Source organism: Pseudomonas sp. FR229a (assembly GCF_030209115.1).
GTDB lineage: Bacteria > Pseudomonadota > Gammaproteobacteria > Pseudomonadales > Pseudomonadaceae > Aquipseudomonas > Aquipseudomonas moraviensis_A.
This window is the reverse complement of record NZ_JARVSP010000021.1, coordinates 72476-97120: the sequence shown is the minus strand read 5'-3', so window position 1 is coordinate 97120 and position 24645 is coordinate 72476. Positions and strand designations below refer to the sequence as shown.

General features: G+C 61.6%; 23 protein-coding genes. 7 read left to right on the top strand and 16 right to left on the bottom strand.

Translation table 11 applies throughout. The features are described 5' to 3' along the window. Positions 1-124: 124 nt before the first annotated feature. The 3 genes from QRN33_RS16865 (at position 125) to QRN33_RS16855 (ending at position 1177) form a co-directional block, all read left to right on the top strand. Positions 125-364 (top strand): type II toxin-antitoxin system RelB/DinJ family antitoxin, encoded by a 240-nt coding sequence (locus tag QRN33_RS16865; protein WP_116658435.1) that lies wholly within the window; start codon positions 125-127, stop codon positions 362-364. Further along, positions 354-650, top strand: a complete 297-nt coding sequence (locus QRN33_RS16860) for a type II toxin-antitoxin system RelE family toxin (RefSeq protein ID WP_123420056.1) — start codon at positions 354-356, stop codon at positions 648-650. The genes QRN33_RS16865 and QRN33_RS16860 overlap by 11 nt, the downstream gene beginning before the upstream one ends. Positions 651-742: 92 nt before the next feature. Next, entirely contained in the window at positions 743-1177 is a 435-nt protein-coding gene (locus QRN33_RS16855) for a hypothetical protein (RefSeq protein WP_285409394.1), read from the top strand. A gap of 253 nt (positions 1178-1430) precedes the next feature. Here QRN33_RS16855 and QRN33_RS16850 read toward each other — a convergent pair whose 3' ends face one another. The 6 genes from QRN33_RS16850 to QRN33_RS16825 are packed head-to-tail and all read right to left on the bottom strand — an operon-like array spanning position 1431 to position 11613. After that, on the bottom strand, positions 1431-2243 hold the full coding sequence (locus QRN33_RS16850; protein ID WP_285409393.1) for a YfaP family protein: 813 nt from the start codon (positions 2241-2243) through the stop codon (positions 1431-1433). Between the two features lie 3 nt (positions 2244-2246). Continuing rightward, positions 2247-3866 carry a DUF2300 domain-containing protein gene (locus tag QRN33_RS16845; RefSeq protein WP_285409392.1) on the bottom strand — a complete coding sequence of 540 codons (1620 nt, stop codon included), beginning with the start codon at positions 3864-3866 and terminating at the stop codon, positions 2247-2249. Position 3867: 1 nt separating this feature from the next. Beyond that, entirely contained in the window at positions 3868-8442 is a 4575-nt protein-coding gene (locus QRN33_RS16840) for an alpha-2-macroglobulin family protein (protein ID WP_285409391.1), read from the bottom strand. Continuing rightward, positions 8439-9089: a DUF1175 domain-containing protein gene (locus QRN33_RS16835; protein WP_285409390.1), complete on the bottom strand. Its 651-nt coding sequence runs from the start codon at positions 9087-9089 to the stop codon at positions 8439-8441. Before QRN33_RS16835 ends, QRN33_RS16840 begins: the two co-directional genes overlap by 4 nt. After that, positions 9074-10786, bottom strand: a complete 1713-nt coding sequence (locus tag QRN33_RS16830; protein ID WP_285409389.1) for a DUF2138 domain-containing protein — start codon at positions 10784-10786, stop codon at positions 9074-9076. The genes QRN33_RS16835 and QRN33_RS16830 overlap by 16 nt, the downstream gene beginning before the upstream one ends. Positions 10787-10821: 35 nt before the next feature. Further along, positions 10822-11613, bottom strand: coding sequence for a YfaP family protein (locus tag QRN33_RS16825; RefSeq protein ID WP_064364019.1), 792 nt, complete (start codon positions 11611-11613; stop codon positions 10822-10824). Between the two features lie 503 nt (positions 11614-12116). On the opposite strand from QRN33_RS16825, the gene QRN33_RS16820 reads away from it, so the two are divergent. From QRN33_RS16820 to QRN33_RS16805, 4 genes are all read left to right on the top strand, one after another. Continuing rightward, the gene (locus QRN33_RS16820; protein WP_016772991.1) at positions 12117-12359 is read left to right on the top strand and encodes an exodeoxyribonuclease VII small subunit; all 243 of its coding nucleotides are present in this window, start codon (positions 12117-12119) and stop codon (positions 12357-12359) included. After that, on the top strand, positions 12356-13243 hold the full coding sequence (ispA, locus tag QRN33_RS16815) for a (2E,6E)-farnesyl diphosphate synthase (RefSeq protein WP_064364018.1): 888 nt from the start codon (positions 12356-12358) through the stop codon (positions 13241-13243). Before QRN33_RS16820 ends, ispA begins: the two co-directional genes overlap by 4 nt. 91 nt (positions 13244-13334) lie before the next feature. Next, a complete protein-coding gene (dxs, locus tag QRN33_RS16810; RefSeq protein ID WP_123420063.1) occupies positions 13335-15233 on the top strand; it encodes a 1-deoxy-D-xylulose-5-phosphate synthase in 1899 nt (632 codons plus the stop codon). A gap of 140 nt (positions 15234-15373) precedes the next feature. Further along, positions 15374-17257: a TonB-dependent receptor domain-containing protein gene (locus tag QRN33_RS16805; protein WP_285409388.1), complete on the top strand. Its 1884-nt coding sequence runs from the start codon at positions 15374-15376 to the stop codon at positions 17255-17257. Positions 17258-17392: 135 nt separating this feature from the next. On the opposite strand, the gene QRN33_RS16800 is transcribed toward QRN33_RS16805, so the two are convergent. The 10 genes from QRN33_RS16800 to QRN33_RS16755 all read right to left on the bottom strand — a co-directional run bounded on the left by QRN33_RS16800 (position 17393) and on the right by QRN33_RS16755 (position 24644). Then, a complete protein-coding gene (locus tag QRN33_RS16800; RefSeq protein WP_285409387.1) occupies positions 17393-18193 on the bottom strand; it encodes a cobalamin-binding protein in 801 nt (266 codons plus the stop codon). Further along, on the bottom strand, positions 18193-18612 hold the full coding sequence (locus QRN33_RS16795; RefSeq protein ID WP_042610615.1) for a hypothetical protein: 420 nt from the start codon (positions 18610-18612) through the stop codon (positions 18193-18195). The genes QRN33_RS16800 and QRN33_RS16795 overlap by 1 nt, the downstream gene beginning before the upstream one ends. Further along, on the bottom strand, positions 18609-19226 hold the full coding sequence (gene ribA / locus QRN33_RS16790) for a GTP cyclohydrolase II (RefSeq protein WP_024014485.1): 618 nt from the start codon (positions 19224-19226) through the stop codon (positions 18609-18611). Before ribA ends, QRN33_RS16795 begins: the two co-directional genes overlap by 4 nt. 243 nt (positions 19227-19469) lie before the next feature. Then, positions 19470-20207, bottom strand: a complete 738-nt coding sequence (locus QRN33_RS16785) for a substrate-binding periplasmic protein (protein ID WP_285409386.1) — start codon at positions 20205-20207, stop codon at positions 19470-19472. Between the two features lie 25 nt (positions 20208-20232). Beyond that, a complete protein-coding gene (locus tag QRN33_RS16780) occupies positions 20233-20736 on the bottom strand; it encodes a phosphatidylglycerophosphatase A family protein (protein ID WP_039761886.1) in 504 nt (167 codons plus the stop codon). Then, on the bottom strand, positions 20733-21698 hold the full coding sequence (gene thiL / locus QRN33_RS16775) for a thiamine-phosphate kinase (protein ID WP_285409385.1): 966 nt from the start codon (positions 21696-21698) through the stop codon (positions 20733-20735). Before thiL ends, QRN33_RS16780 begins: the two co-directional genes overlap by 4 nt. Before the next feature lie 27 nt (positions 21699-21725). Next, complete coding sequence (gene nusB / locus QRN33_RS16770) at positions 21726-22226, bottom strand: transcription antitermination factor NusB (protein ID WP_042610619.1); 501 nt, start codon at positions 22224-22226, stop codon at positions 21726-21728. Then, positions 22223-22699, bottom strand: coding sequence for a 6,7-dimethyl-8-ribityllumazine synthase (gene ribH / locus QRN33_RS16765; RefSeq protein WP_042610620.1), 477 nt, complete (start codon positions 22697-22699; stop codon positions 22223-22225). Before ribH ends, nusB begins: the two co-directional genes overlap by 4 nt. Positions 22700-22868: 169 nt before the next feature. Continuing rightward, positions 22869-23960 carry a bifunctional 3,4-dihydroxy-2-butanone-4-phosphate synthase/GTP cyclohydrolase II gene (gene ribBA, locus QRN33_RS16760; protein WP_039761895.1) on the bottom strand — a complete coding sequence of 364 codons (1092 nt, stop codon included), beginning with the start codon at positions 23958-23960 and terminating at the stop codon, positions 22869-22871. 21 nt (positions 23961-23981) lie between these two features. Continuing rightward, positions 23982-24644 (bottom strand): riboflavin synthase, encoded by a 663-nt coding sequence (locus QRN33_RS16755; protein WP_039761896.1) that lies wholly within the window; start codon positions 24642-24644, stop codon positions 23982-23984. Between the last annotated feature and the right edge of the window lies 1 nt (position 24645).

Below are 24645 nucleotides of genomic sequence, written 5' to 3'. Positions count from 1 at the left end.
CACAAGCCGGCTTTTTAATGTCTGCGAAAAGGCTACGCCTACCGTCCGGAACTTGAATTCTCACTTGTCGAGAACGCGATCCTCTTGTTACCGTAACGACAACCGTCATTACAGGTATCCCATCATGGCTTCCATCAACATCCGCATCGATGATGATCTGAAACAGCGCTCCTTCGCCGAACTCGAAAAGCTCGGCGTCACGCCGTCGGAGCTTCTGCGCCAAACCCTCCAATATGTAGCAGAGCGGGGCAAGTTACCCTTCAAAGCGGCGCTGCTCAGTGAAGAAGATGAAGCGCTGATTGCCGTGGTCACCGAACGCCTCGCATCCCCTCAGCGGATCAAGGTGAGTCTGGATGACTTATGAGCTTGAGTTTGATCGACGTGCGTTAAAAGAGTGGAACAAGCTGGGCGATACGGTCCGCCAACAGTTCAAAAAAAAACTGGCTGAGGTCTTGGAGAACCCTCGAATCGAAGCCAATCGGCTTCGCGAGCTACCAGACTGCTATAAAGTGAAATTGAAAAGCGCCGGTTATCGCTTGATCTATCAGGTACTTGATCACGAAATCCTGGTGTTCGTGGTCGCCATAGGCAAACGTGAGCGGGAGGCAGCCTACGAGGTTGCGCAAGATCGCTTGACATCCCGGACCTGATTTCGAAACCTCCCATTTGCCGGACGCACGCCGCCGAGGTGCAAAGCGTTGATCATTGTAGAAAGTCACAACGCGTACAAGGAAGTCAAAACATGCGTTTCGCATCTCGCCAGGCCCCTTTTGAGTCGATCATCCTCATCGCTGTTTTAGGCCTGTGCCTATCCGGCTGCGTCGGTGCCATCGTGGCTTTGCCTGAGAAAACCACACTCAGAACTGACGAGTACAAAGCTCTAAGCGCTCGTTCGCTCACGCCAGCGATTACCCGAACCGCACAATCAGCGCCTACCCGTGAATGGTGTGGCATCACAGTTTGGGCGTTGATCATCCCTGTTCCGTTGAATTTGCCTGTGTGTGCGTCGTACTCCGAGCAGTCTTTAGGCAGTGACGAGTCGGGCAATGAAATCGTTTTGCTCTATTCAAAACAAACGGTGCCGTCGCCGTTCTACGCCTGCGGCCCGTTCATGATGCTGGGGCCGCTTGTTCATGGTTATCAGGGCAATGCGCTTTGTGGCGTTTTTCCCAATTAGCCGAGGCTCATGGATTACTGAACCTTTGCTGCCGGCGGCATTAGCCGGCGCCAGCGCAGTCAGCATGGAGAGCAACAGAAAGTCGTGAGGACACCTAGTGCTTGAGGTTGCGCTCTACCTGGCGTGAACCTCCTCGGCGAACTACTAAGAAATCCTTAGTGGTCGAGCTTTTTTTAAAACTATCAGGATCACCCCAACTCAGAAATTCAGTGCTGCGTTTCGTTAACCCACGGTTCAAAACAGCTCGGCACCCTCAGGGATAACTAAACGACTTCACCAACGTCAACTCCCCCGCCGTCCGCATCGGCACTACAAACGTTTCCATCTTCTCGCTCGGCGTGCCTTCTTCAGTAATCACCGTCACCTGCGCGGTCGTCAGCGCCTGCACCGCTTCATCCCCGCCCTCGTCATCCCCGCGATACCCGCCGCCGTAATAATTCACGTAGACCAGATATTGCCCTTTGATCGGCGCGGGCATGGCGGCGATTTCCGGGCCGTAGCCGGTGGTGACGTCAACGTCGAGGGTGGCGCCGTTGGCGGCAGTGCGATTGCCGTACCAGATGTGGGCGCCATCGGGGGTGATCAGGTGCAGGTCGAGGTCGGTGCCGTCGCTGTCCCAGGCCAGCAGCACGCGCAGTTTCGCCGGGGTGGCGCCGCCGCGGGCATTGAGGAATTGCGTGCGGCGGCGTTGCTGGCCGTCGGCGCTGCGGACTTCGACGCTGTTGCTGCCGTTGGGGAAGGAGAACGGGCGGTCGAAGCCGCCGGTCGGGTCGATTTTCAGTGGCATGCTGACGCCATTGACGATCAGGCGTCCGGGTTCGTTGTTCTTCGGCACGGCTTTGATCTGGCCGCTGATTCTGGCGGTATTGGCCTGGCCAAGCGGTGTGTTGACCGATGAGGCCGGGTAGTTGACGGTCTGGCGGAAGCTTTCGCCCTCGCCTTGCGGTGCGCCGCTGCGCCAGCCGCCGACCGGGGTGTCGAGTTTCACGCCATCGGCGGCGTAGGCCTGCGGCAGCACATTGAGGGCACAGAGCAGCAGCAAGACCTGTGGATAACGGAGTGTCATGGTCTATTCCAGCAAAAGGTGACGGGCGAGCCCTTCGATGTAGGTTTCGTCCTGGCCGTTTGGGTGTGCTTCGAAGGCCAGGTGCAGATATTCGTGGGTCAGGTCGAGACGATCCTGCAAGGTCAGTACGCCGCGAACGTAGATGCGCTGGCGTTCGCGGTCGACGAAGGGCCGGCCGAAGGCGAGTTTGCAAACGGCGAAAGTGCTGACTTCGTTGTAGCCGGTTTCGCTTTCGAGCCTCGGACGCCAGCCGCGTCGCTGCTTTTGCAGCCAGTTTTGCGCGGCGGGTAATGCTTCGCAGGAGGCGACCGGGTTGTCCCAGCGGCTGAGACTGGCGCGTGGATAGGCGTGCAGCAGAATCGCGTCGTAGCGCTGGCCGGCGTTCGCTTGCTCGACGGCTTGCTGCCAGGCGAGCTTGTCCGGGCCGGGCTGGTCGGAGTGATAGGTGACGGTGCTGCCGGCCAGTACCAGATCCGCCGTCCACGCCGCGATGTTGCGTGATTCGGCAGAGGCTGGACGCGGGGCGACGCGCTGGCGATTGCTGCTATCGTCGATGCTCAGGCAGTCGCCGTTGCGCGTGGCGTTTTGCAGCAGATAAGTGCGGATCGCTACGGCCAGCGCCTTGGCGGCTTCGGCAGGTTCCGGTCTGGCTTCGCGCTCAAGGACACGGGCGACATATTCTTCGCGATCAAGCCTTGCGACGAGTTTGTCATTGAGCAGAAACAGTTCGCCGTCGCTGTGGATATCCAGTGCGTTGCCGTTGGCGAATTCGACGCGGTAGTCGCCGCGCAATGGCCCGGACGTGGCAACGCGATCCCCCGCCAGAACTTTCGAAACCGGGTATTTCGAAAACAGCCCGACTTCCACACAACGGCCTGCGTCCACCGGCCAAGCCGTCGGCAATACGCTGGCCAACGCTTGGCCGTAGTGACGTAGGACCATCTGACTGGTGCCGCGCCCACCCGCCCAGACCGGCGCACCATCGGTGGTCCAGCCAGCGAATCCGCCTTGTCGCGATTGCGCATCCTGGTCGCCGAGCCAGCTCCAGGTTTTCACCCGCAGACGCCCGCCCAACTCGCCGACGACATTGCCGTCCGCCGCGTTCAGCACGACATCGAGCAACACCCGGCGCATCTGATCCTGAGCAGGCAAAGCGGCCAGAACTTTCAGCAATTCAGCCACGTAAACCCGCTGCGCCGGTTGCACCGATGGCAAGTCGAGCAACCACGACGGCGCCTGCCGAGCCTGCCAATACTCACGCCAATCCGCCGCTGCAATGCCCAACCGTGCGGGTTCGAAATACAATCCGCAGGATTTCACCAGCGCCTGATCCCGCTCGATCCTGCCGCCCGCCGCACAGCAATAAACCTCTTCCTTCAACTGCCCGCGACATTCATACGCTGGTTCCCGCGCGCCGGTGTCCACCAGCCACGCGTAGACGAACAATTTCCACAGACTGCCCAACGGCGTATCCAGCGATGACGGCAACGGTTCGCGCTTGATCAGTTGCGTCTGACTCAACGACAACAACTCGCCCTTGTACGCCACGCGCAACGGCTCGTCCTGCGCCGTTGCCAGCGCAGGCATCACACACATCAGCAGCCACAGCAGCGGCCGGGGCATGTCAGTTGACCGTGACCTGACCGAGGGCGGCTTTCGCTTCCTGGGCCTGATGCTGCGGCGCATAGACTTGCTTGAAGCGTACCGGCGGCAGGTTGAACTGGCCCTTCTGCGAGAAGCGCACCAGATGACGCAGGCGCAACTCGCCGCTCAATGCATCGACCGGCACCGCATAAGCCAACTGACCCGGTTCAAAGCGCGCCTTCTCCAGCGCGGTCGGCTCGGTGCCGTCCTGGCCCTGCAACTTGATGCCCCACGTCGTGCGTTCCACATCGGCGCCCGGTGGCAGCGGCACTTCAAGCATGCCGTAGCGCAGCGGTTTCGGCGCTTTACTGGTGAGAATCACCTCGTCCAGATAGAGGCTGGCGCTGGACAGAGGCTTCGTGCCGACCGGCTCAAGTTTGAAGGTGAACGCTTCGTCGCCCGGCACCAGTCGTGACAGGCGCCGGGTGATGGTCACGGCCATCGGATCGACCTGCGGCTGCTGAGTCTGGAAACTCAGCGCGGCACGCAACGGCCGCTCTTGCGTGCCGGACACGCTCAGCACACTCGGCAGCGGCGTCGCGCCTTGCCATGTCCAGTACATCTCGCCGCTGGCGCCGTAGTTTTTCTTCCAGCCTTCACCGGGCATCAACGCGATGGTCGGTGACGCCTGGGCGATGCTGCGTTGCAGCCAGGTCAGCGCCAGTGCACGTTCCAGCGTCGATTGCTGTGTCAGCAAGCGTTGCAGCAACGCCGTCGCGCGAGCTTGATCGAACGGCTGCAGTGACAGGTTCAGTGCTTCTACAAAAGGCTGCGACCTGGTCGCCAGACGTTGTTGCGCCGCGCCCAGTTGACGATTGAACGCCTCCGGCAAAGCGACTTTCGACTGTGTGGCCAACGATGCGGCGAGCACCCGCGCCGCTGCCAGACCCAGCGCCGAATCCGGATCGCTCATCACCAGACTGTCCTCGCCGTCGTCGAGCAAGGTTTCGGCACGGCCTTCACCCGCCCTGGCCAGATCGTCGATCAAACCGCTGAGCAGCGTGGTCACCGGCAACTGCATCTGCCTGGCGAACGACAGAATCAACGCGCGTTGCAACAACGGCGTGTTCGGTGCCTGCTTGGCGTAAACCTCCAGCACCCGCTGCCAGTGCTCCGGCGGCAGGGTCAGGTCGAGTACGCGGCTGGCATTCCAGTCGGCGTAATAGGCATAGGCGGTGAGGAATGCATCCGGCTCGCCGTCGTAGCCCCACCAAGTGAAGCTCGCCGACGGCCCGGCCATTTGCACCAGACGCAGGCGGCTGTTCTGCATGATCAGCCGCAAGCGATCGCGAGTCTGCGGGTTCGAGGCCAGCGATGGATAAGCGATGCTTAGCGGCAACAGGCGACTGGCGGTCTGCTCGACGCCGCCGTACGGGTAGCTGAGCAGATCGTCGAGGGCCGAACGGAACAGCGCTTGCGGACTGTCATCCAGCCGCAGACGAATATCCGTGGCATCAGCGGGCAAACTCAACGGAGTGTCACCGCTGACCACATTGAGGCTTTGCGTCTGCGTGACTTGCCAGCCTTCACCGGTTGCACTCAAGCGTACAGCCAGGGCATCGGCGACTTTGCCGTCCTGCACCAGCTCCGCCATCCACTCGCCCGAGGCCAAGGCAAACGCCGGCAGCGGCAAATAATTGATGCCGCTGTTCAGGGTCACCGGTAAGCGCTGTTCGGCGCCGGCATAGTGCGTGACCAGTTCAGCCTTGACCGGTTTCTCTGCCTGACTGAACGCAAACACACCCAGTTGCGGCTGATCGCCCTTGCGGAATTTGCTCGGCCCGCTCCACTTCAGGTACAGCGGTTTTTCCGAACGGACAAACTGCTTCTTCTGCCCGACCTGACCGTCATCGGCGATGGCGCGGGCGGTAATGCGCCAGCGGGTCAGCGAGTCCGGCATCTTGAAGGTGAAACGGGTTTTGCCGTCGGTGCCGGTCAAAAGCTCCGGCTGCCATGCCGCGGTGTCAACGTCTTCACGGCGTGGACGTTCCAGCACTTTCACGCCGCGTTCGCTGCGGTTGGCCTTGCCCGGTGCGCCGGGGCTGCCCGGCAACGCCACGTCATAGCTGATGAATGACAGGCTGGCACTGGTGCGCACATTGTTGCGCCGTGGGTGGTAGAAGAACTGATCGATGCTCGGCGCGACTTCTGGTTGCAGCGCGTAGACCATTTCGTCGACCACGCTGACCGTCAAGTGTGCCGGGACGGCTTTGCCGGCGAACTGCGTGGTCAGGTCGACCGTGACCGTATCGCCCGGCAGGTACACCGCTTTGTCGGTGCTGATCGCCACGTCGATTTGCGGCGCGACCACTTTGATCCCGGCATTCTGGAAGCTGTACTGACCGCCCTTGGTGTAGAGCACGGAGAAGGTCAGGTTAGGGGCGAAGTTGTCCTTCACCGCAATGCGCGCGCGGTATTGGGTGTCGCTGAGTTTTTCCAGCTTCAGCCAGTCACCGCCCTTGGCCAGCAGCGCGGTGGCTTCGACCTTGTCGCGCTCCAGCGACAGCAATGCATCGGTGACCGGTTCGGGAAAGGTGATCAGCGCCAGCGCTTCTTCGCCGGCCTTGTACTCGGGCTTGTCGAGGACGATTTCCACCGTGCCCGGCACCGCTTTGACACCGTCGCCAGTGACCGAATGGCCGGTGGCGCCGAGGACGCGACCGTGTTGATCCTTGAGCGTCAGGTTGTAAGTGCCCGGACGCTCGAAAGCGAGGCTGAAACCTTTGTCAGCTGCAGCGAGTTTGCCTTCGCCGCTGCTTTGGTCTTCCAGGCGTACCCAGGCGTAGCTGCTCGGCGTCACAGCTTTGCTTTGCTCGGCACCCCCCTCGTTGGCATAGCTGAATGCGACCTTGTCACCGACCGCGCTGAAACGCTGCGGCGCACTCAGGCGAAAAGTTGCCGCGCCACGATCGATCAGGATTTCCTTGGTGGTCTTGACCCGATACGCCGCGCCGTCGCTGGCAAACACCGTGAGCATGTAGCGGCTCGGCTTGTCGGCGGCCGGAAGATCGAGGGTCGCGTTGCCCTTGCTGTCGGTGGTCAGTTCGGTACTGGTCAGCTCCACCGGGAATTGCCCGAGGTATTGCAGCTCGTTGTCGACCATCGACAGTTGCTGGGCGCGCAGGCTCAGGTTCAATTTGGCGTTGGCCACCGGTTTACCATCCGGATAAAGCAACACCAGACTGCCTTTCACCGGCTCGCCAGTGCGGTAGTCCTGCTTGGCCAGATTCAGCGAAATTTCGAAGTGCGGTTTGATGTACTCAGCCACACGGAAGGCACTGCTGTAGGCCTGATCCTTGTAGTTGAAACGGATCTCGTAGCCGCCGGCGACGGCGTTGTCCGGCAACTGGAAGCGGCCCTGGGTTCCAGCCTTGGAATCCAGTTTCAGGTCGAGGGTCTGCAGCTCGGTACCCGTGGCATCGAGCACGCTGACGCTGACATCCGCCGCACCCGGCAACACCGAGTCCCGTGCATTCTTGAACTCGCGACCGACGATTTTCAGCGACACCCAATCGCCCGGACGATACAGCGGCCGGTCGGTGAAGGCGTAGAGTTTGGTGTCGTAGATTTCGCTGTCGTAGTAGAAGTTTTCCGAGACGAACACGCCGCCCTCTTCGTCCTCGCCGATAACGAACGAACGCTCCGGGCTGACGTGTTTCAGACGCAGCAAACCGTCGGCATCGGTGGCGCCGCTGCTCATCACGCCGAGGCCGTCGGTCCACAACACATTGACCTTCGCCACCGAGCTGCCTTCATGCTTGCGGGCGGCCCAGACCAGCAGTTCATCACCGGCAATCTTGCTCACCGCGACGGTGTTGGAGACGAAAACCATGGTGGTCGCGCGGTATTTGCCGATCAACGCTTCGACCAGATACAGCCCGGGCTTCAGATTACCCAGCGGAATGTAGACGTTGCCCGGTGCGACGCTGACGAAGTCGCTGGACGAGCCGGCCAGATTGACCCCGGCTGGCGGCTGAATCGGCTTGGCCTGCCACAGCGGATAACGGAACTGGCTGACCACCGGCAGGCCCGGGATCAAGGCAAATTGCGGCTGCGCGTCGTAAGGCGTCGGCGCAACCATGGCCTCGCCCATCTTCAGCTCCGGCACTTCTTCGGTGACCTGTTTGCGCGACTCGTAAGAGAACGCACGCTGCATCACCCGGCGGGATTTGCGATACCAGTTGTCCCACAGATACGCGAGGGTGTTGGACAGGCCTTCGCCCTTGAACTGGCCGTCACTGACGACGCGGTGCAGGTTCTTCTGGCGCTTGAGGAAGTCCAGCGGCTTGTCGATGCGATACACGCGAATGTCGGCGCCACCGTACGGCTCCATGCGAAAACGCCGGTAGTCACGACCCGGTGCTTCGAGGCGGACCATCGCCTGCTCGTCGCTGGCAAAACTGCTGTCGGCCAGCAGAAAGAAACTCTCACCGGCCACCGGCGTGTAATTGCTCGGCTCCACCGAGTCTTCGGCATTGGCGCTGGTCAACGGCAGCAGCAACGCCAACAGCAAGGAAATTCGCGAACAGATACGCAACATGCGGGCACCGGTCATTGGGAGAGAAAGTTCAGTCGATAGACGCCGATGAAGTTGGGGTTGGCTGCGTCGGGTATCCATCGGGTGTCCTTCCATGTCATGAGTTGCTGCAGGCTTGCCGAACGCATGCCGTTGTCAGTGGGGGTGGTGGTGCCGGTGTGATAGGCGATGTAGCGGCCCATCCACATCATCAGGTGCTGGTCGTCGCCCTGATCGAAAAACATCAGGTCACCGGGCCGCGCCTGCGACACATCGCGGCTGATCAGGTGGCTGTTGAACTGAATCAGTTTGATCGCGTTGACGTACGGCCCGACCTTGCCGCCGCCCTGCTGCCACTTTTGCGCGAGCTTGCGCTGCTCGTCGCTCAGCGCCAGCTCCGGCGGTAGATAACGATTGGACAGACCGTTGCTGCGCAGCCATTTGTCGTCATGGACTTTCAGCGCTTCGTTGGCGGCAAAGCGCACCAGCCCGGCACAGTCCTGCTGATACCAGCGCGGGCTTGGGCCTTGGCTCAATTGCTCTTGAGCAATACGTACAAACCAGGCGCGAAAGATCTGCGATTGCGCCGGATCGAGCGCCGGCGCATCAACTGCGCGCGCACCTGCGCTCAGAAACAGCGCGAGCAGGCCAAGGCTGCGGATCAGTGCGCTCACAGCGCTTTCCATTCCAGCGGCAGCCATTGCCAGTGGCCGTCAGGCTCGCTGCCTTCAGGTAAGGTCAGGGCATATTTGCCGTAGCCACCCAGGGTGCGCAGTTTCGGCATCAGGTAGGTTTGCGCAGCGTTGAAGAACACCGGTTCCATGTCCTGCGGCAGGCTGTCGAGGGTTTCGCGCTGCATCAGTTGCGCCATCGCATCGGGGCCGAAGTAGATCGGCATCAGCACATCCTTGGGCAGCACGTCGGCCATCGGCGGGAAACGCTTGTCGAGGGTGCCGAGGGCTTTGTCGACGAGTTTGTCGTCGAGAGAAAACAGCAGCGTCGAACCATGACGGGCGAGGCTGACTTTCATGAACGCCTTGCCGGAAATCGCCTCCGGGTTTTCAGCGGTCTTCGCCGCGTACGGACCGAAACTGGAACTGACCTGACGCTGCCACATATGGCTCTGGCCTTCCTGCTTGTCGATCACCGGGAATACTTTCTCGGCGACGTTGGCTTCGAACGCGCCGACCATCGAACCGAACAGTTTGCCGAGATCACCATCAAGCTTGCTACTGTCTTCGTCTTTGAGGCTGGCAACCAGCAATGGCGTGTACAGCCGCGAGTCGGCGTACCAGCACAGGCCCGCCGCGCCAGCGACGTGTTCGGTGAGGGTTTGCGCCACCGCTTCGTCGGCGCCGAGTTTGATCAGGATCGGCTTCTGCGGTTCGGCGGCCACCGGCAGGGTCACGCAAGCGCTCGCCCCCAGCGGCATCGCTTGCCAGACCGGTTTGAAATCGAACTCCGGCTGATTTTCCAGCTCATCCATGGCCAGATAGCTGTGCCAGCCCTTGTCATCCATGTCAAAACGCAGCCCGGCGAAATTCGGGATGAAGCGCTGATAGCCCATGGCGAGGACACTGGAATTGACGGACAGACGCTGTTTGGTTTCCGGGCTTTTCTCTGGCAGGCCGAACGCTTCCGGGAAGAGCTTTTCGCCATTGAGCAATGCCGCCAGCGCTTGCGCGGAGACGCGGCCCGATTCTTCCGAGACGCCGCTTTCCGGGTCGTAGTACTTGGCTGGATTGGACAACACCACCAGTTTGTCGCCGCGGGACGCGAACAGCAGCGATTTGCTCGCGTTGTAGGTGAGCTGATACAGCGGCACTTCGTCGCTGCCGACTTTGAGATTGCCGAAGACGCTGAGCTGGGTGTCATCCAGCGCGACCTTGGCCAACGGCTCGAGCAACTTGGCCAGGCCGCCACGATCCATTACCAGCAGGAAATCCTTCAAGCGACCATCGGCGCCACGCCATAGCGCAACGTCGGCCGGTTGATCGAAAAGCTGCTCGATCAGGCTGTCCTGCAATTTGAGGTCATGCTCGTAGATGATCCGGCGCAGGCTGCCGATCAGGCCGAGGCGGTCGGCGTGGGTTTCGTAATAGAAGACGAAATCTTCAGTCAGCGTCGCCTTGAGAAACGGCACCGTCAGCAGATCCTTGGGCAACTGGCTCAGTGAACGGGTTTCGAGCAAGGCGTCCGGACGGCCAAGGCCGAGCTTGTCACTGGCAAGTGTCGCCGGCGGCGCTTTGGGCTTGAGCAGCAGCCAGCCGAAACCGCCCGCCACACCGGCCACCAGGCACAGCCCGAGCACGACCAGCGGCCAGCGCCGCGAAGGTTTGGCCGCCGGTGTCGCGGCAGCTGGAGTCACAGTGTTATCGCTCATGTTCACAACATCCGAGTTCATCCGTGGCGGGATGCTTAATAGTTGAAAGTCTTGACCAGCAACAGATCACCGATCGCCCGCAGCGGCACGATGAAGGTTTCGCGTTTTTCGTCGACGGTGTTTTCGTTCAGCACCAGAGTGATCTGCGAGGTGATCACCTCGTTCTGGTTGCTGGTCTCCTCGAAGTTATAGCCGCCATCGCCGTAGTTGCCCCAATAGTTGACGTAGACCAGATAGGTGCCGTGCAGCGGCGCGGTCATGGTGAACATTTCCGGGCCGGGGCCGTCGACGCCATCGGGGTCGAGGCCGCCGCCATTGCTCAGTGCTGGCCGCGACCAGAACGCATGCTGACCGTCGGGTGTGACAATGTGCAGATCCAGCTCGGCTTTCGGGTCGTCCCATCCCAAGACAAGACGAATCCGCGCCGGCGTGCGCAGATTATTTGCTTCATAAAATTGCACGCGCTTGAGCGACTGGCCTTCGGCGCTGATCACTTCGACGCTGTTGGAACCGGCGCCGAATGCGTAAGGCCGGGCGAAACGCCCCTGATCGTCGGTGTACAGATTCAATGGATTGCCGTTGACGGCGAGGCTGTGCGGCGGGCGCATGTGCCCCAGGGCCTTGAGCTGGCCCTGGATCATCGTGCGATTGCGCTGGATGCCGCGATCGATCGGCGGCGTCGGGTAGGCGACCTGCGGATTTTCCGAGCGATCGAGCAAGCCGTGATAACGCCAGCCGCCGACCGGCTCGGACAACTCTGCAGTCGGCGCCGCCCACAGCGCAGGCGCGCAGGCGAGGCCCATCAGCAGCAAAAGAAATGAACGCATGTGACGCCTCCTGCCATGCCTTGAACGAAACCTTGCACCCGATCCTCGGTACTTCACAGCGGTGAACTGCGTTTCGTCTGAATGACCCGCAACTGTCGGGCCGTAGAAGCCGCGAAGATTAGCGATTCGGCAGTTTTTTAACAATCGGATACATGTGTGATTGCTGTAGGAATTGCGCTTTCGAGAGGGCGTGAGCCGAATAGCGAAGTTATTCGGCTCACAAAATGAGCCGAATAAGCCTATATGGTCCTGAGTCACCAAAAATCATGTGGCGAGGGAGCTTGCTCCCGCTGGACTGCGCAGCAGGCCCCGACCGCCAACCACGGTTCACCTGTTGATCGCGGTGGCTGATTTTGGGGTTGCTGCGCAACCCAGCGGGAGCAAGCTCCCTCGCCACAGCGTCTATCCGGGTCTTGGCGGTGTCTGCGCAGCCCCCTCATTTGCCCATACCCCCCCTATCTGCTAGTGTCGCGCCGGTTTAACGTCTACCGGAAATTGCCGCCATGGCCCGCAAAAAAGCTGCACTGGATTTCGAACAATCCCTCGCCGACCTGCAAACACTGGTCGAGCGGCTGGAGAACGGTGAATTGTCGCTGGAAGACTCGCTGACCGCTTTTGAGCAGGGCATCGGGCTGACCCGGGACTGCCAGGCGGCGCTGGCCCAGGCCGAGCAGAAAGTGCAGGTGCTGCTGGAGCGCGATGGCGAGCTCGCCGAGGAACCCTTCGACGCGGATGAGCCAGAATGATTGCGGCTTATTCGGCGAGCAGTCAGGCCCGGGTCAATGCGGCGCTGGAGACCCTGTTCAACGCGCCGTTGCCGGAACTGGCGCGGCTCTACGAAGCGATGCGCTACAGCGTGATGAACGGCGGCAAACGCGTCCGTCCGTTGCTGGCTTACGCCGCGTGCGAAGCCCTCGGTGGTCAGGCCGAACAGGCCAGCGGCGCGGCGTGTGCGGTCGAGTTGATCCATGCCTACTCGCTGGTGCATGACGATCTGCCGGCCATGGACGATGACGATCTGCGTCGCGGCCAGCCGACCACCCACAAGAAATTCGACGAAGCCTGCGCGATCCTCGCCGGTGACGGCCTGCAGAGCCTGGCCTTCAGCGCCCTGCTCGATCCGCGCCTGAGCGATTGCAGCAGCGAAATCCGTCTGCAGATGGTCACCGCGCTGGCCCAGGCCGCCGGTCCAGCGGGCATGGTCGGTGGCCAGGCCATCGATCTTGGTTCGGTCGGTCTCAAACTCGATCAGAAGGCCCTCGAACAGATGCACCGGCACAAGACCGGCGCGCTGATTGAAGTCAGCGTCAAGCTCGGCGCCCTGGCCAGCGGCCGCGCCCAGCCCGATCAGCTACAGGCCTTGCAAACTTATGCACAGGCCATCGGTTTGGCGTTTCAGGTGCAGGACGACATCCTCGACGTGGAAAGCGATACCGCCACCCTCGGCAAACGCCAGGGCGCCGACATTGCCCGGGACAAGCCGACCTACCCGGCGCTGCTCGGCCTCGATGCTGCCAAGGCCTACGCTTTGGAACTGCGCGACCAGGCCCTGCAGGCACTGCGACCGTTTGACGCGGCAGCCGAGCCGTTGCGCGAGCTGGCCCGGTATATCGTCGAGCGACGCAACTGACGGCGTATCGGCCAAAAAATACCAACGCGTGGGCAGGGGGCGATGCATCAGGTAAACTGCCGCATCTTTTATACCTATAACGATTCGCCTGATGCCCACGACGTTTCATGAGATTCCCCGCAAGCGCCCGACCACGCCCCTGCTCGACCGCGCGAACACGCCGGACGGCCTGCGCCGGTTAGGCGAAGCCGAGCTGGAAACCCTGGCCGATGAGTTGCGCCTGGAATTGCTCTACACGGTCGGCCAGACCGGTGGGCATTTCGGTGCCGGCCTGGGCGTGATCGAGCTGACCATCGCGCTGCATTACGTCTTCGACACTCCGGACGACCGTCTGCTGTGGGACGTCGGGCATCAGGCGTATCCGCACAAGATCCTCACCGGTCGCCGCGAGCGCATGGCCAGCCTGCGTCAGAAAGACGGCATCGCCGCTTTCCCGCGTCGCTCCGAGAGCGAGTACGACACCTTTGGCGTCGGCCACTCCAGCACCTCGATCAGCGCCGCGCTGGGCATGGCCATTGCCGCCCGCCTGCAGGACAGCGATCGCAAGGCCATTGCGGTGATCGGCGACGGTGCGCTGACCGCCGGCATGGCGTTCGAGGCGCTCAACCATGCGCCGGAAGTCAACGCCAACATGCTGGTGATCCTCAACGACAACGATATGTCGATCTCGCGCAACGTCGGCGGGCTGTCGAATTATCTGGCGAAGATCCTTTCCAGCCGCACCTACGCAAGCATGCGCGAGGGCAGCAAGAAAGTCCTGTCGCGCCTGCCCGGCGCCTGGGAAATCGCCCGTCGCACCGAAGAATATGCCAAGGGCATGCTGGTCCCCGGCACCCTGTTCGAAGAGCTGGGCTGGAACTACATCGGCCCGATCGACGGCCACGATCTGCCAACCTTGATCGCCACCCTGCGCAACATGCGCGATCTCAAAGGCCCGCAATTCCTGCACATCGTCACCAAGAAAGGCAAAGGCTTCGCCCCGGCGGAAGTCGACCCGATCGGTTACCACGCGATCACCAAACTCGAACCACTGGACGCCCCGGCCGCCGCGCCAAAAGCCACCAGCGGGCCGAAGTATTCGGCGGTGTTCGGCGAGTGGCTGTGCGACATGGCCGCGGCCGACGCGCGCCTGGTCGGCATCACTCCGGCGATGAAGGAAGGCTCGGATCTGGTGGCGTTCAGCGAGCGTTTCCCCGAGCGTTATTTCGACGTGGCGATTGCCGAGCAACACGCGGTGACGTTCGCCGCCGGCATGGCCTGCGAAGGCGCGAAACCGGTGGTCGCAATCTACTCGACGTTCCTGCAGCGCGGTTACGACCAGTTGGTGCACGACGTCGCGGTGCAGAACCTCGATGTGCTGTTCGCCATCGACCGCGCCGGTCTGGTCGGCGAAGACGGCCCGACCCATGCCGGCAGCTTCGACCTGTCGTACCTGCGCTGCATCCCGGGCATGCTCATCATGACCCCGAGCGATGAAAACGAACTGCGCAAAATGCTCACCACCGGCCACCTCTACAACGGCCCGGCGGCGGTGCGTTATCCGCGCGGCAGCGGCCCGAATGCGGTCATCGAAAAAGATCTCGAAGCAATCGAAATCGGCAAGGGCATCGTCCGTCGCCAAGGCAGCAAAGTCGCCATGCTGGTGTTCGGTGTGCAACTGAGCGAAGCCTTGAAAGTCGCCGAGAAGCTCGACGCTACCGTGGTCGACATGCGTTTCGTCAAACCGCTGGATGAAGCGCTTGTGCGCGAGATCGCCGGTAGCCACGAACTGATCGTGACCATCGAAGAGAACGCGATCATGGGCGGCGCCGGTGGCGCGGTCAGCGAGTTTCTCGCCCGCGAGAACATCCTCAAGTCGATGCTGCATCTGGGCTTGCCGGATATCTACGTCGAGCATGCGAAACCGGCGCAGATGCTCGCCGAGTGCGGGCTGGATGAGGCCGGGATCGAAGCGTCGATTCGCCAGCGACTGGCATTGCTCAACAGCTGACGCAATCCCTTGTAGGAGCTGCCGAAGGCTGCGATCTTTTGATCTTGCTCTTCGGCAGCTCCGGAACCTTTAAAAAGCAAAATCAAAAGATCGCAGCCTTCGGCAGCTCCTACATGGTTTTGCAAAGACCATAGATTGCCATGAACCTCTCGCGCCTCGCCCTGCCCTTTCTCCTACTACCCAGCGCCAGCGCTGTCGCCGACACCTTCGAACGTGATCAGGCGCTGAAGCTGCCGGACACACTGATCAGCGCCAATCGTCAGGTCGAGGCGCGCAACGACAGCAGCGCCGCCAACACCGTGTTCACCCGTGAAGACATTGATCGCCTGCAACCAAGCGACGTGCCGGATCTGCTGCGTCGCGTGCCCGGCGTGCAAGTGGCGCAGACCGGCGGGCGCGGCAGTCTGCCGGGGATCTACATCCGCGGCACGCAGTCGGCGCAGAGTCTGGTGCTGGTCGATGGCCAGCGCATCGGCAACTCGACTTCCGGCGACAGCAATCTGCAGCACCTGAACATCGAGCAGATCGAGCGCGTCGAAGTGCTGCGCGGCTCGCGCTCGGTGATTTATGGCAGCGATGCAATTGGCGGGGTGATCCAGATTTTCACCCGGCGCGGCACTGGGCAAGGCTTGCAGCCACGCCTGCACCTCGGCTTCGGCAGCCAGCAGACTTGGCAGCGCAGCCTCGGTTTGTCCGGCGGTGACGACAAAACCCGTTTCAACCTCGGTGCCAGCCTCGACGAAAGCGCCGGGATCGACCGCACGCACGACTCGTTTCCAAGCGATGGCGATCATGACGCCTACCGCAACAAATCCCTCAGCCTGAGCCTCAGCCACGCGCTGAACGAGGACATCGAAGTCGGCGCCAATCTGCTGGATAACCGTGGCAGGAGCGAATTCGACAACCCGTTCGGCCGCTTCGATATGGACACGTTCGAGTCTGTGCAACAGCAGCCGTACAGCGACTTCAATATCAGTAGCGTAAGCAGTTACATCGATGCGCGGGTCAACGAAACCTGGAAAACCCGCGTCGAATTCGGCCACAGCGAAAACCGCGAGAAGACTTTCGACAAGCTCAGCGACGAGCGCACGGTGTTCAACACCTATCGCGACTCAGTGAACTGGCAGAACGACCTGACGCTCGACGCGCGCAACAGCCTGATCCTCGGTGGTGACTGGTACGAAGACCGGATCAACAGCAGCACTGCGTTTGACGAGGACAGCCGCTGGAACCGCGCAGCCTTTATCCAGCATCGTTATCAGGCGGACAGTTTCTCCACCGAGATCGGCCTGCGCCACGACGACAACCAACAGTTCGGTACCCAGAACACCTGGAGCGGCACCTTCACCCTCCCCCTGAATTCGGATAACGATTTGCTGCTGAGCTACAGCGAAGGTTTCCGCGCGCCGACCTTCAACGACCTGTACTACCCGAATTTCAGCAATCCCGACCTGAAACCGGAGACCTCGAAAAGCTACGAACTGCAATGGCGTAGCCAGTTGAGCGACAGCGCGCGGCTGGAAGCCTCGATTTACCGCACCGATCTGGAAGACGCGATCATCTTCGGCAGCAACTCACGCCCGCAGAACGTTGCGTCGGCGCGGATCAATGGCTTCGAAGCGACGCTCAAGCATGAGCTGTTCGGCTGGCAGAGCAATCTTGGCGTGGCGATCATTGATCCGCGCGATCGCGATACCGGCCACACCCTGGCGCGACGGGCGCGGCGCACAGCCAGTTGGGATGTGGATCGGCAGTTCGATCGTTTGGGGCTCGGCGCCAGTTGGCAATTGGTCAGCGGCAGTTACGATGATCTGAACAACACCCAATCGCTGGGCGGCTACGGCACGCTCGGGCTGCGCAGCAGTTGGGCGTTGAACCGTGAGATCAAGCTGGATCTGAAGGTCGACAACCTGCTGGACAAGGGTTACAGCCGGGCGAATTACAGCTATGACGGCGCGCAGTATGGCTATCGCGAAGAAGGTCGGGCGTGGATGTTCGGGGTGACCTGGACCCCTGAACTCTGAGCTGAGATTTTTATTGGCGGGCTGGCCCCTTCGCGAGCAGGCTCGCTCCCACAGTAGATTGAGTGCGGCCACATTTTGCTTTCACCGCAAGTCCAGTGTGGGAGCGAGCCTGCTCGCGAATACAGGCGATACGATCTACCGATCCGGCGCGATCAATTGGCAAAGCGTGGCAGTCGCGCTGATCATCTGCCCGCTCGGTCGTTCGAGGCCTTTGTCAGTGACCAATAGCAGCCTCCCCTGCCTGACCGCCGCCACCTGCGGCCAGACCCTCCACGCCCCTAGCTGGGCCTGATCACTGGCAACAATCACCTCGGGATCTCGCTGCAACACTGCCTCGATGCTCACCTGCGGCGCCGGCAGATTCAAGTCGGCGAACACATTGCGTGCGCCGCACACTTCAAGTGCATCGCTGATGATCTGTCCGCCTCCGACGGTGTACAGCGGCTTGTCCCAGACCTGATAGAACACACGCAACGGTACATCACGCTGATAACGCTGACGCATACCCTCCAGCTGCGCGCGCAATTCGGCCGCCCGTTTCGCCCCACGTTCAGGACGCCCGAGCTGTTCGGCAATGGCTTCGATCTGCGCGGCGAGTTGCGTCAACGTATGCGGCTCGGCGATGAAGGTGGGAATGTTCAGGCGCTTGAGCTGATCGCGCTGCCCTGCGCCAACGCTGCCGGGCCAGAGCAAGAGCAGATCCGGTTTGAGACTGAGCAAGCGCTCCATGTCGAGCTGGCCATAGCGGCCCACGGACGGAACATCAGCAATCGCCGCCGGACGCTCGCCCGCATCCAGCACGCCGACCAGCAGATCGGCGGAATCCAGTTCAACGACAATTTCAGTCAGCGACGGCGCGAGGCTGACTACCCGCAATCCGGCCAGCGCCGGGCTACTCAGGGCGAGCAGCAGAACCGCCAGCCACAGGCGACGCATCAACCGAGTTGACGCGGGATTCGGTAGAGGTAGAACAGCACGGCGGTGGACAGCGCCAGCAGCATCAACGGCACGGCTTCGAGGCCGACGAATACCGCCAGTGCGCCGATCCACGCCGGCAAAGATGCCACCAGCAACGCTGCGCGCCGACGCGCCGCCAAGGCGATCCACGCAGCGGGTTCATCGGCAGTATCGAGGGCTTTTTGCGTGGCGATCAGCGCGTGTTTGTAGCGAGCGAAATATTTCAGACTGACAAACATCGAGGCGACGCCAGCGATGAACAAGGGCATCGCCAACACTGGCAACAGGCCCTGGCCTTCGCCAAACAGCGCGTTGAGCACGAACAGCGGCAACAGGGCCAACGCCAGGTATTGCCACCAGGCCACCGACAGCCGACGTCGCACCTGGCCGCGAGTCACGCTCGGTCGACCTCGCCCTGATGCTCGTTGCCCATCATGTGGTCGAGCTTGCTGGCCTTGGTGGCCAGGTAGAGTTTGTTGTGCGGATTGTGGCCGGTGTGCAGCGGCACGCGTTCGGCGACGACGATGCCCATGTCGGTCAGCGCTTTGACCTTGCGCGGGTTGTTGGTCATCAAACGCAGGGATTTCACGCCCAAATGCTCGAGCATCGGCAGGCACATGGCGTAATCACGCTGATCGGCGGCAAAGCCCAGACGCTCGTTGGCTTCCACGGTGTCGGCGCCGCCGTCCTGCAACTCGTAGGCGCGAATCTTGTTCAGCAGCCCGATGCCGCGGCCTTCCTGACGCAGATACAGCAGCACGCCACGGCCTTCGCGGGCGATCGCCTGCAACGCGGCTTCCAGTTGCGAGCCGCAGTCGCAGCGCTGGCTGAACAAGGCATCGCCGGTCAGGCATTCGGAGTGCAGGCGGCCAAGTACCGGGGCGCCATCGGCAATTTCACCGAGGCTCAGCACGACGTGCTCACGCCCGGTGCTCTCATCGAGAAAGCCGTGCATGGTGAATTGCGCAAAAGGCGTTGGCAGCTTGGAAGCGGCGACGAAGACGACAGGCACCGATGTGCTCCTGATCTAGAAGACTGAAAATTCGCAGGCCGGCATTGTAACAGCAGATTCCTGTGGACGCTTAGGCTGAATTATCGGGCATAACGATCAAAAAGTTTGATGACAGACTGCCCTGCATCGGTTCCTTGTAGGAGTGAGCCTGCTCGCGATAGCGGTTGATCAGACGACATCATTGCTGAATGTCAGTCCGCTATCGCGAGCAGGCTCACTCCTACAGGGGGTTTGTGTTGGGCCTCAGTTCGGGTTGAACGGATACGGCTGTTTCCACTTCGCGAAGATCGCCTTCAACTCTCCGCTCTTCACCAGCTCCGCCATGCGCCGGTCATACAGCGCCATCAACGTCCGGGCCTGTGGGGTATCGGCGAAACCGAGAAACAGCGGCAATTCAGCCAGATGCGAATAACGGTACTGCGCCGGATCCGCCGCATCGCGCATGACCGCCTGAATCTCGGTCAGCGCGTCGATGTAGTAGTCGGCCCGCCCCTGCTTGAGCATCAGCAGAATGCCGGTGCGCCGTTCGATCTGGTTGAAGCGTTTGATGTTCGGCAGGTAGTTGTCGTAGCGGTAGCCGCGCACCCAGGCCAGGCGGTATTTGCCCAAGGTTGCCTGAGTCGGTGGCGGGCTGCTGGCCAGGCCAAGTGCGTAAACGTGATCGGAGTCGAAATTCCATTGCGGGTACAACACGTGCTCGGCTTCGTCGCGGTAGGAGCCGACCTGCGCGTCGACTTCCTTCAACTGCACCAGCCCGATCGAACGGGTGTACGGCACCGTCCGGATATCCAGCTTCACCCCGGCCGGCTCGAAGACTTTGCGCAGCACGTCCCAGGCCAGACCATGGCCATCGGCGGCGGTGTAGTCTTCCCAGTCTTCGCTGGCCAGATGGATGACCGCGGGTACAGGCGAGGCGGCGTGCGCATGGGCGAACGTGCCCAGCAGAGCCAGAACCAGCAGGGCCAACCCGCGTCGCAGCATTGCTTGTTTCCTCACGTGAATCGAATCAGGCGAATACCCAGACCAGCCCTTGCATCGCCAGCCAGGCGAAGACACCGGCGAGCACGTCGTCGAGCATGATGCCGACGCCGCCATGCACATGCTTGTCGATCCAGCGGATCGGCCACGGCTTGAGAATATCGAAGAAGCGGAATACCAGAAAACCCGCGAGCAACCAGTACCAGCCTTCCGGCACCAGCCACAGGGTGATCCACATGCCGACCATTTCGTCCCAGACGATGCCTTCGTGGTCATGCACGCGCAGGTCGTCAGCGACTTTGCCGCACAGCCAGAAGCCGAACAGCATGGTGATGCCGAGCATCAGCCAGTAACCCCAGTCGGGCAGCATCTGCCACAACGGAATGAACGGCAGCGCCACCAGCGAGCCCCACGTGCCCGGCGCTTTGGGCAAGGTGCCGGAGCCGAAGCCGAACGCGAGGAAATGCCACGGATTGCGCCAGACCGAAGGAGGCACGAATTCGGCAGGGACCTGTTTCGGGTGATCTGTCACGGTGTCTCCTGAAAGTGTTGGTAGCCGCGGATTTGCGGAGTGATGTCGCGCCCGTCGCGATCCAGCAGGACCACGCCCTGGCCCGACGCCACGCGCCCGATCACATGGATCGGCCAGCCATCGCCCAGCAGTGCCGGCAACGCGGCGGACGGCAAGGTGAAGGCCAGCACGTAGTCGTCGCCCCCGCTCAATGCCGCGCGCTCGGCACCGCGCTGACCGAGAAACGCGACTAAAGCATCCGACAACGGTACGCGCTCGCGTTCAATTTCAAGTCGCACCCCGGAGGCCAGCGCGATATGCCCGCAATCGGCGAGCAGGCCGTCGGAGATGTCCAGCGCCGCCGTGGCCTTGCCGCGCAGAGCCTGACCGAGCGCCAGTTGCGGCTGTGGTGACCAGTAATGATCGAGCAGCGGCTGGCCGACCTCGGGCGCGGCATCACGCTGGCCCAGCACCAACGGCAAGGCGCCGGCCGCATTGCCCAGTTCGCCACCGACACAGAGCAGATCACCGGACTGCGCGCCGCTGCGGGTCAACGCCTGCCCTGCAGGTACGCGGCCGAACACGGTGACCGTCAGGCTCAACGGCCCGCGCGTAGTATCACCGCCGACCAGTGCCAAGCCGCAGCCTTGCGCCATCTGGTTCAAACCACGGGCGTAGGCTTGCAGCCAATCGGCAGTCACCGTCGGTAAAGTCAGGGCAAGAGTAAAGGCAACGGGCGCGGCACCCATGGCGGCCAGATCGCTGACCGCGACGGCCAGCGAACGCTGACCGAGCAGAAACGGATCGCAGGGGTCGGCGAAATGCACACCGGCCACCAGCGTATCGGTGGAAACGGCCAGCTGTTCCCCTGCGGGAACTGCCAGCAAGGCGCAGTCGTCGCCGATCCCCAAAGCAACGCCCTCGCCGCCCTGCGCACAAGGCGCGGCGGCGAAGAAATTGCGGATCAGCTCAAACTCGCCCATGGCCGAGAAAAAGTATTCAAGCGCCGATCAGCGCTTGAACGCCTTCACTTCAGCTTCACGCAGGCGCGGGGCCAGCTTGTCGAGCACGCCGTTGACGAACTTGTGGCCGTCGGTCGAACCGAACACTTTGGCCAGCTCGATACCTTCGTTGATCACAACGCGGTACGGCACGTCGACACGCTTGAGCAGCTCCCAGGTCGACAGGCGCAGAACCGCCAGTTCAACCGGGTCCAGCTCTTCGATCGTCAGATCCAGGCACGGCGTCAGGGCGGTGTCGATTTCGGTCTTGAACTGCGGAACCCCGTGAAGGATTTCGCGGAAGTAGGCACCGTCGACATCGGTGAAATCGTTATCAACGCGAAACTGCGCTTCGATCTCGTTCAGCGATTGCTTGGCCATGTGCCATTGGTACAGCGCCTGAGTCGCGAGCTGACGGGCTTCGCGACGCTTGGCGCTTTTCGACGGCTTGCCGGCATCCGCAGGTTTCGGATCGCGCGGGTTGAAACGATCGCTTTCGTCGCTAATCACTTGGCCTCCAACTGCGCCAGCAGGCTGACCATTTCCAGAGCGGACAGGGCAGCTTCGGCACCTTTGTTACCGGCCTTGGTGCCGGAACGCTCGATGGCTTGCTCGATGGAATCAACGGTCAGTACGCCAAACGCGACCGGTACGCCGAACTCCATGGAGACCTGGGCCAGGCCTTTGGTGCACTCGCCAGCCACGTATTCGAAGTGCGGAGTACCGCCACGAATGACCGCGCCGAGGGCGATGATGGCTGCGAACTCGCCTTTCTGGGCGACTTTCTGCGCAACCAGCGGGATTTCGAAGGCGCCCGGTGCGCGGATGATGGTGATGTCGCCTTCGCTCACGCCGTGGCGAACCAGGGCATCAACGGCACCGCTGACCAGGCTTTCAACCACGAAGCTGTTGAAACGGCCCACTACCAGAGCGTAGCGGCCTTTAGGGGCGATGAAGGTACCTTCGATGGTCTTCAGGGTCATTCGTCAGTTCTCTTAAAGAGCCGGGACGCGTCTCGTACGCATCCCTCAGTGATATAAGCCGCGATTTCATGGCCGGAAACACCGCATTGCTGCTCGATGATGAACCTGTGGCGAGCAATCTCCCTCGCCACAATCGATCTACGTCAACAATGCCGAATTCACCGGGTCATTATTCGGAGGGCACGTATTCTACAACTTCCAGATCGAAACCGGATATCGCATTGAACTTCATCGGTGCCGACATCAAGCGCATTTTGCGCACGCCGAGGTCACGCAGGATCTGCGAACCGGCACCGACAATGCTGTAGGTGGTCGGTTTTTTCGGCGCTGCCTGCTCACCGGTTTCACGGATATGCGCCAGCAACACGTCGCCATCGAGCGGGTGACCGAGCAACAGCACCACACCGCTGCCGGCCTCGGCGACCGCAGCCATGGCGGCGCGCAGGCTCCAGCGGCCCGGTTGCTTGACCATCAACAGGTCGCGCAGCGGGTCCATGTTGTGCACGCGAACCAGGGTCGGCTCTTCGGCGCAGACAGTGCCCAGCGTCAGGGCCATGTGCACGTCGCCTTCCACCGAATCACGATAGGTCACCAGGTTGAATTGGCCCAGTTCGCTGTCCAGCGGCTGCTCGGCAATCCGCTGAACGGTACGTTCGTGGATCATCCGGTAGTGAATCAGGTCGGCGATGGTGCCGATCTTGATGTTGTGTTCAGCGGCGAATGCTTCAAGTTCAGCGCGACGGGACATGGTGCCGTCGTCGTTCATCACTTCGCAGATCACTCCGCTCGGCTCGAAACCGGCCATGCGCGCCAGGTCGCAAGCGGCTTCAGTGTGGCCGGCGCGCGCGAGGGTGCCGCCGGCCTGGGCCATCAGCGGAAAAATGTGGCCCGGGCTGACGATGTCTTCAGCCTTGGCGTCTTTGGCGGCAGCCGCTTGCACGGTGCGCGCGCGATCCGCAGCGGAAATACCGGTAGTCACGCCCTCGGCGGCTTCGATCGATACGGTGAACTTGGTGCCGAAACCGGAACCGTTGCGCGGCGCCATCAGCGGCAGCTTCAACAATTCGCAACGCTCGCGGCTCATCGGCATGCAGATCAGGCCACGGGCGTGCTTGGCCATGAAGTTGATGTGTTCGGCCTGGCAGCATTCGGCGGCCATGATCAGATCGCCTTCGTTCTCGCGGTCTTCGTCATCCATGAGGATGACCATCTTGCCTTGGCGGATGTCTTCAACCAGTTCTTCGATGCTATTGAGCGCCACAAGGCACCCCCTTCTTTTAAATTATTTGAGGTAGCCGTTTTGGGCCAGAAAGCTTTCGGTGATGGTGCTGCCGGCGGTCTTCTCAGCGGCTTTGTCGCCCAGCAGCAAACGCTCCAGATAACGCGCCAGCAGGTCGACTTCCAGGTTCACCCGGCGGCCCGGCTTGTACGCAGCCATGATGGTTTCGCTCAAGGTGTGCGGAATGATCGTCAGCATGAATTCGGCGCCATCGACTTCGTTCACGGTCAGGCTGGTGCCGTCGACGGTGATCGAGCCTTTATGGGCGATGTACTTGGCCAGTTCCTTCGGCGCGCGGATGCGAAATTCCACGGCGCGGGCATTGTCACTGCGCGAGACCACTTCGCCGACACCATCGACGTGACCGCTGACCAGATGCCCGCCGAGACGAGTGGTCGGGGTCAGGGCTTTTTCAAGATTGACCGGGCTGCCGCTTTTCAGGTCATTCATGGCGGTGCAATCGAGGGTTTCGCGGCTGACGTCGGCGGCAAAGCCGTCACCGGGCAACTCGACGGCGGTCAGGCAAACGCCGTTGACCGCGATGCTGTCGCCCAGTTTGACGTCGCTCAGGTCGAGTTTGCCGGTTGCGACGTGCACCCGCACATCACCACCCTTTGGGGTCAGTGCGCGGATACTGCCGATGGATTCGATGATGCCGGTGAACATG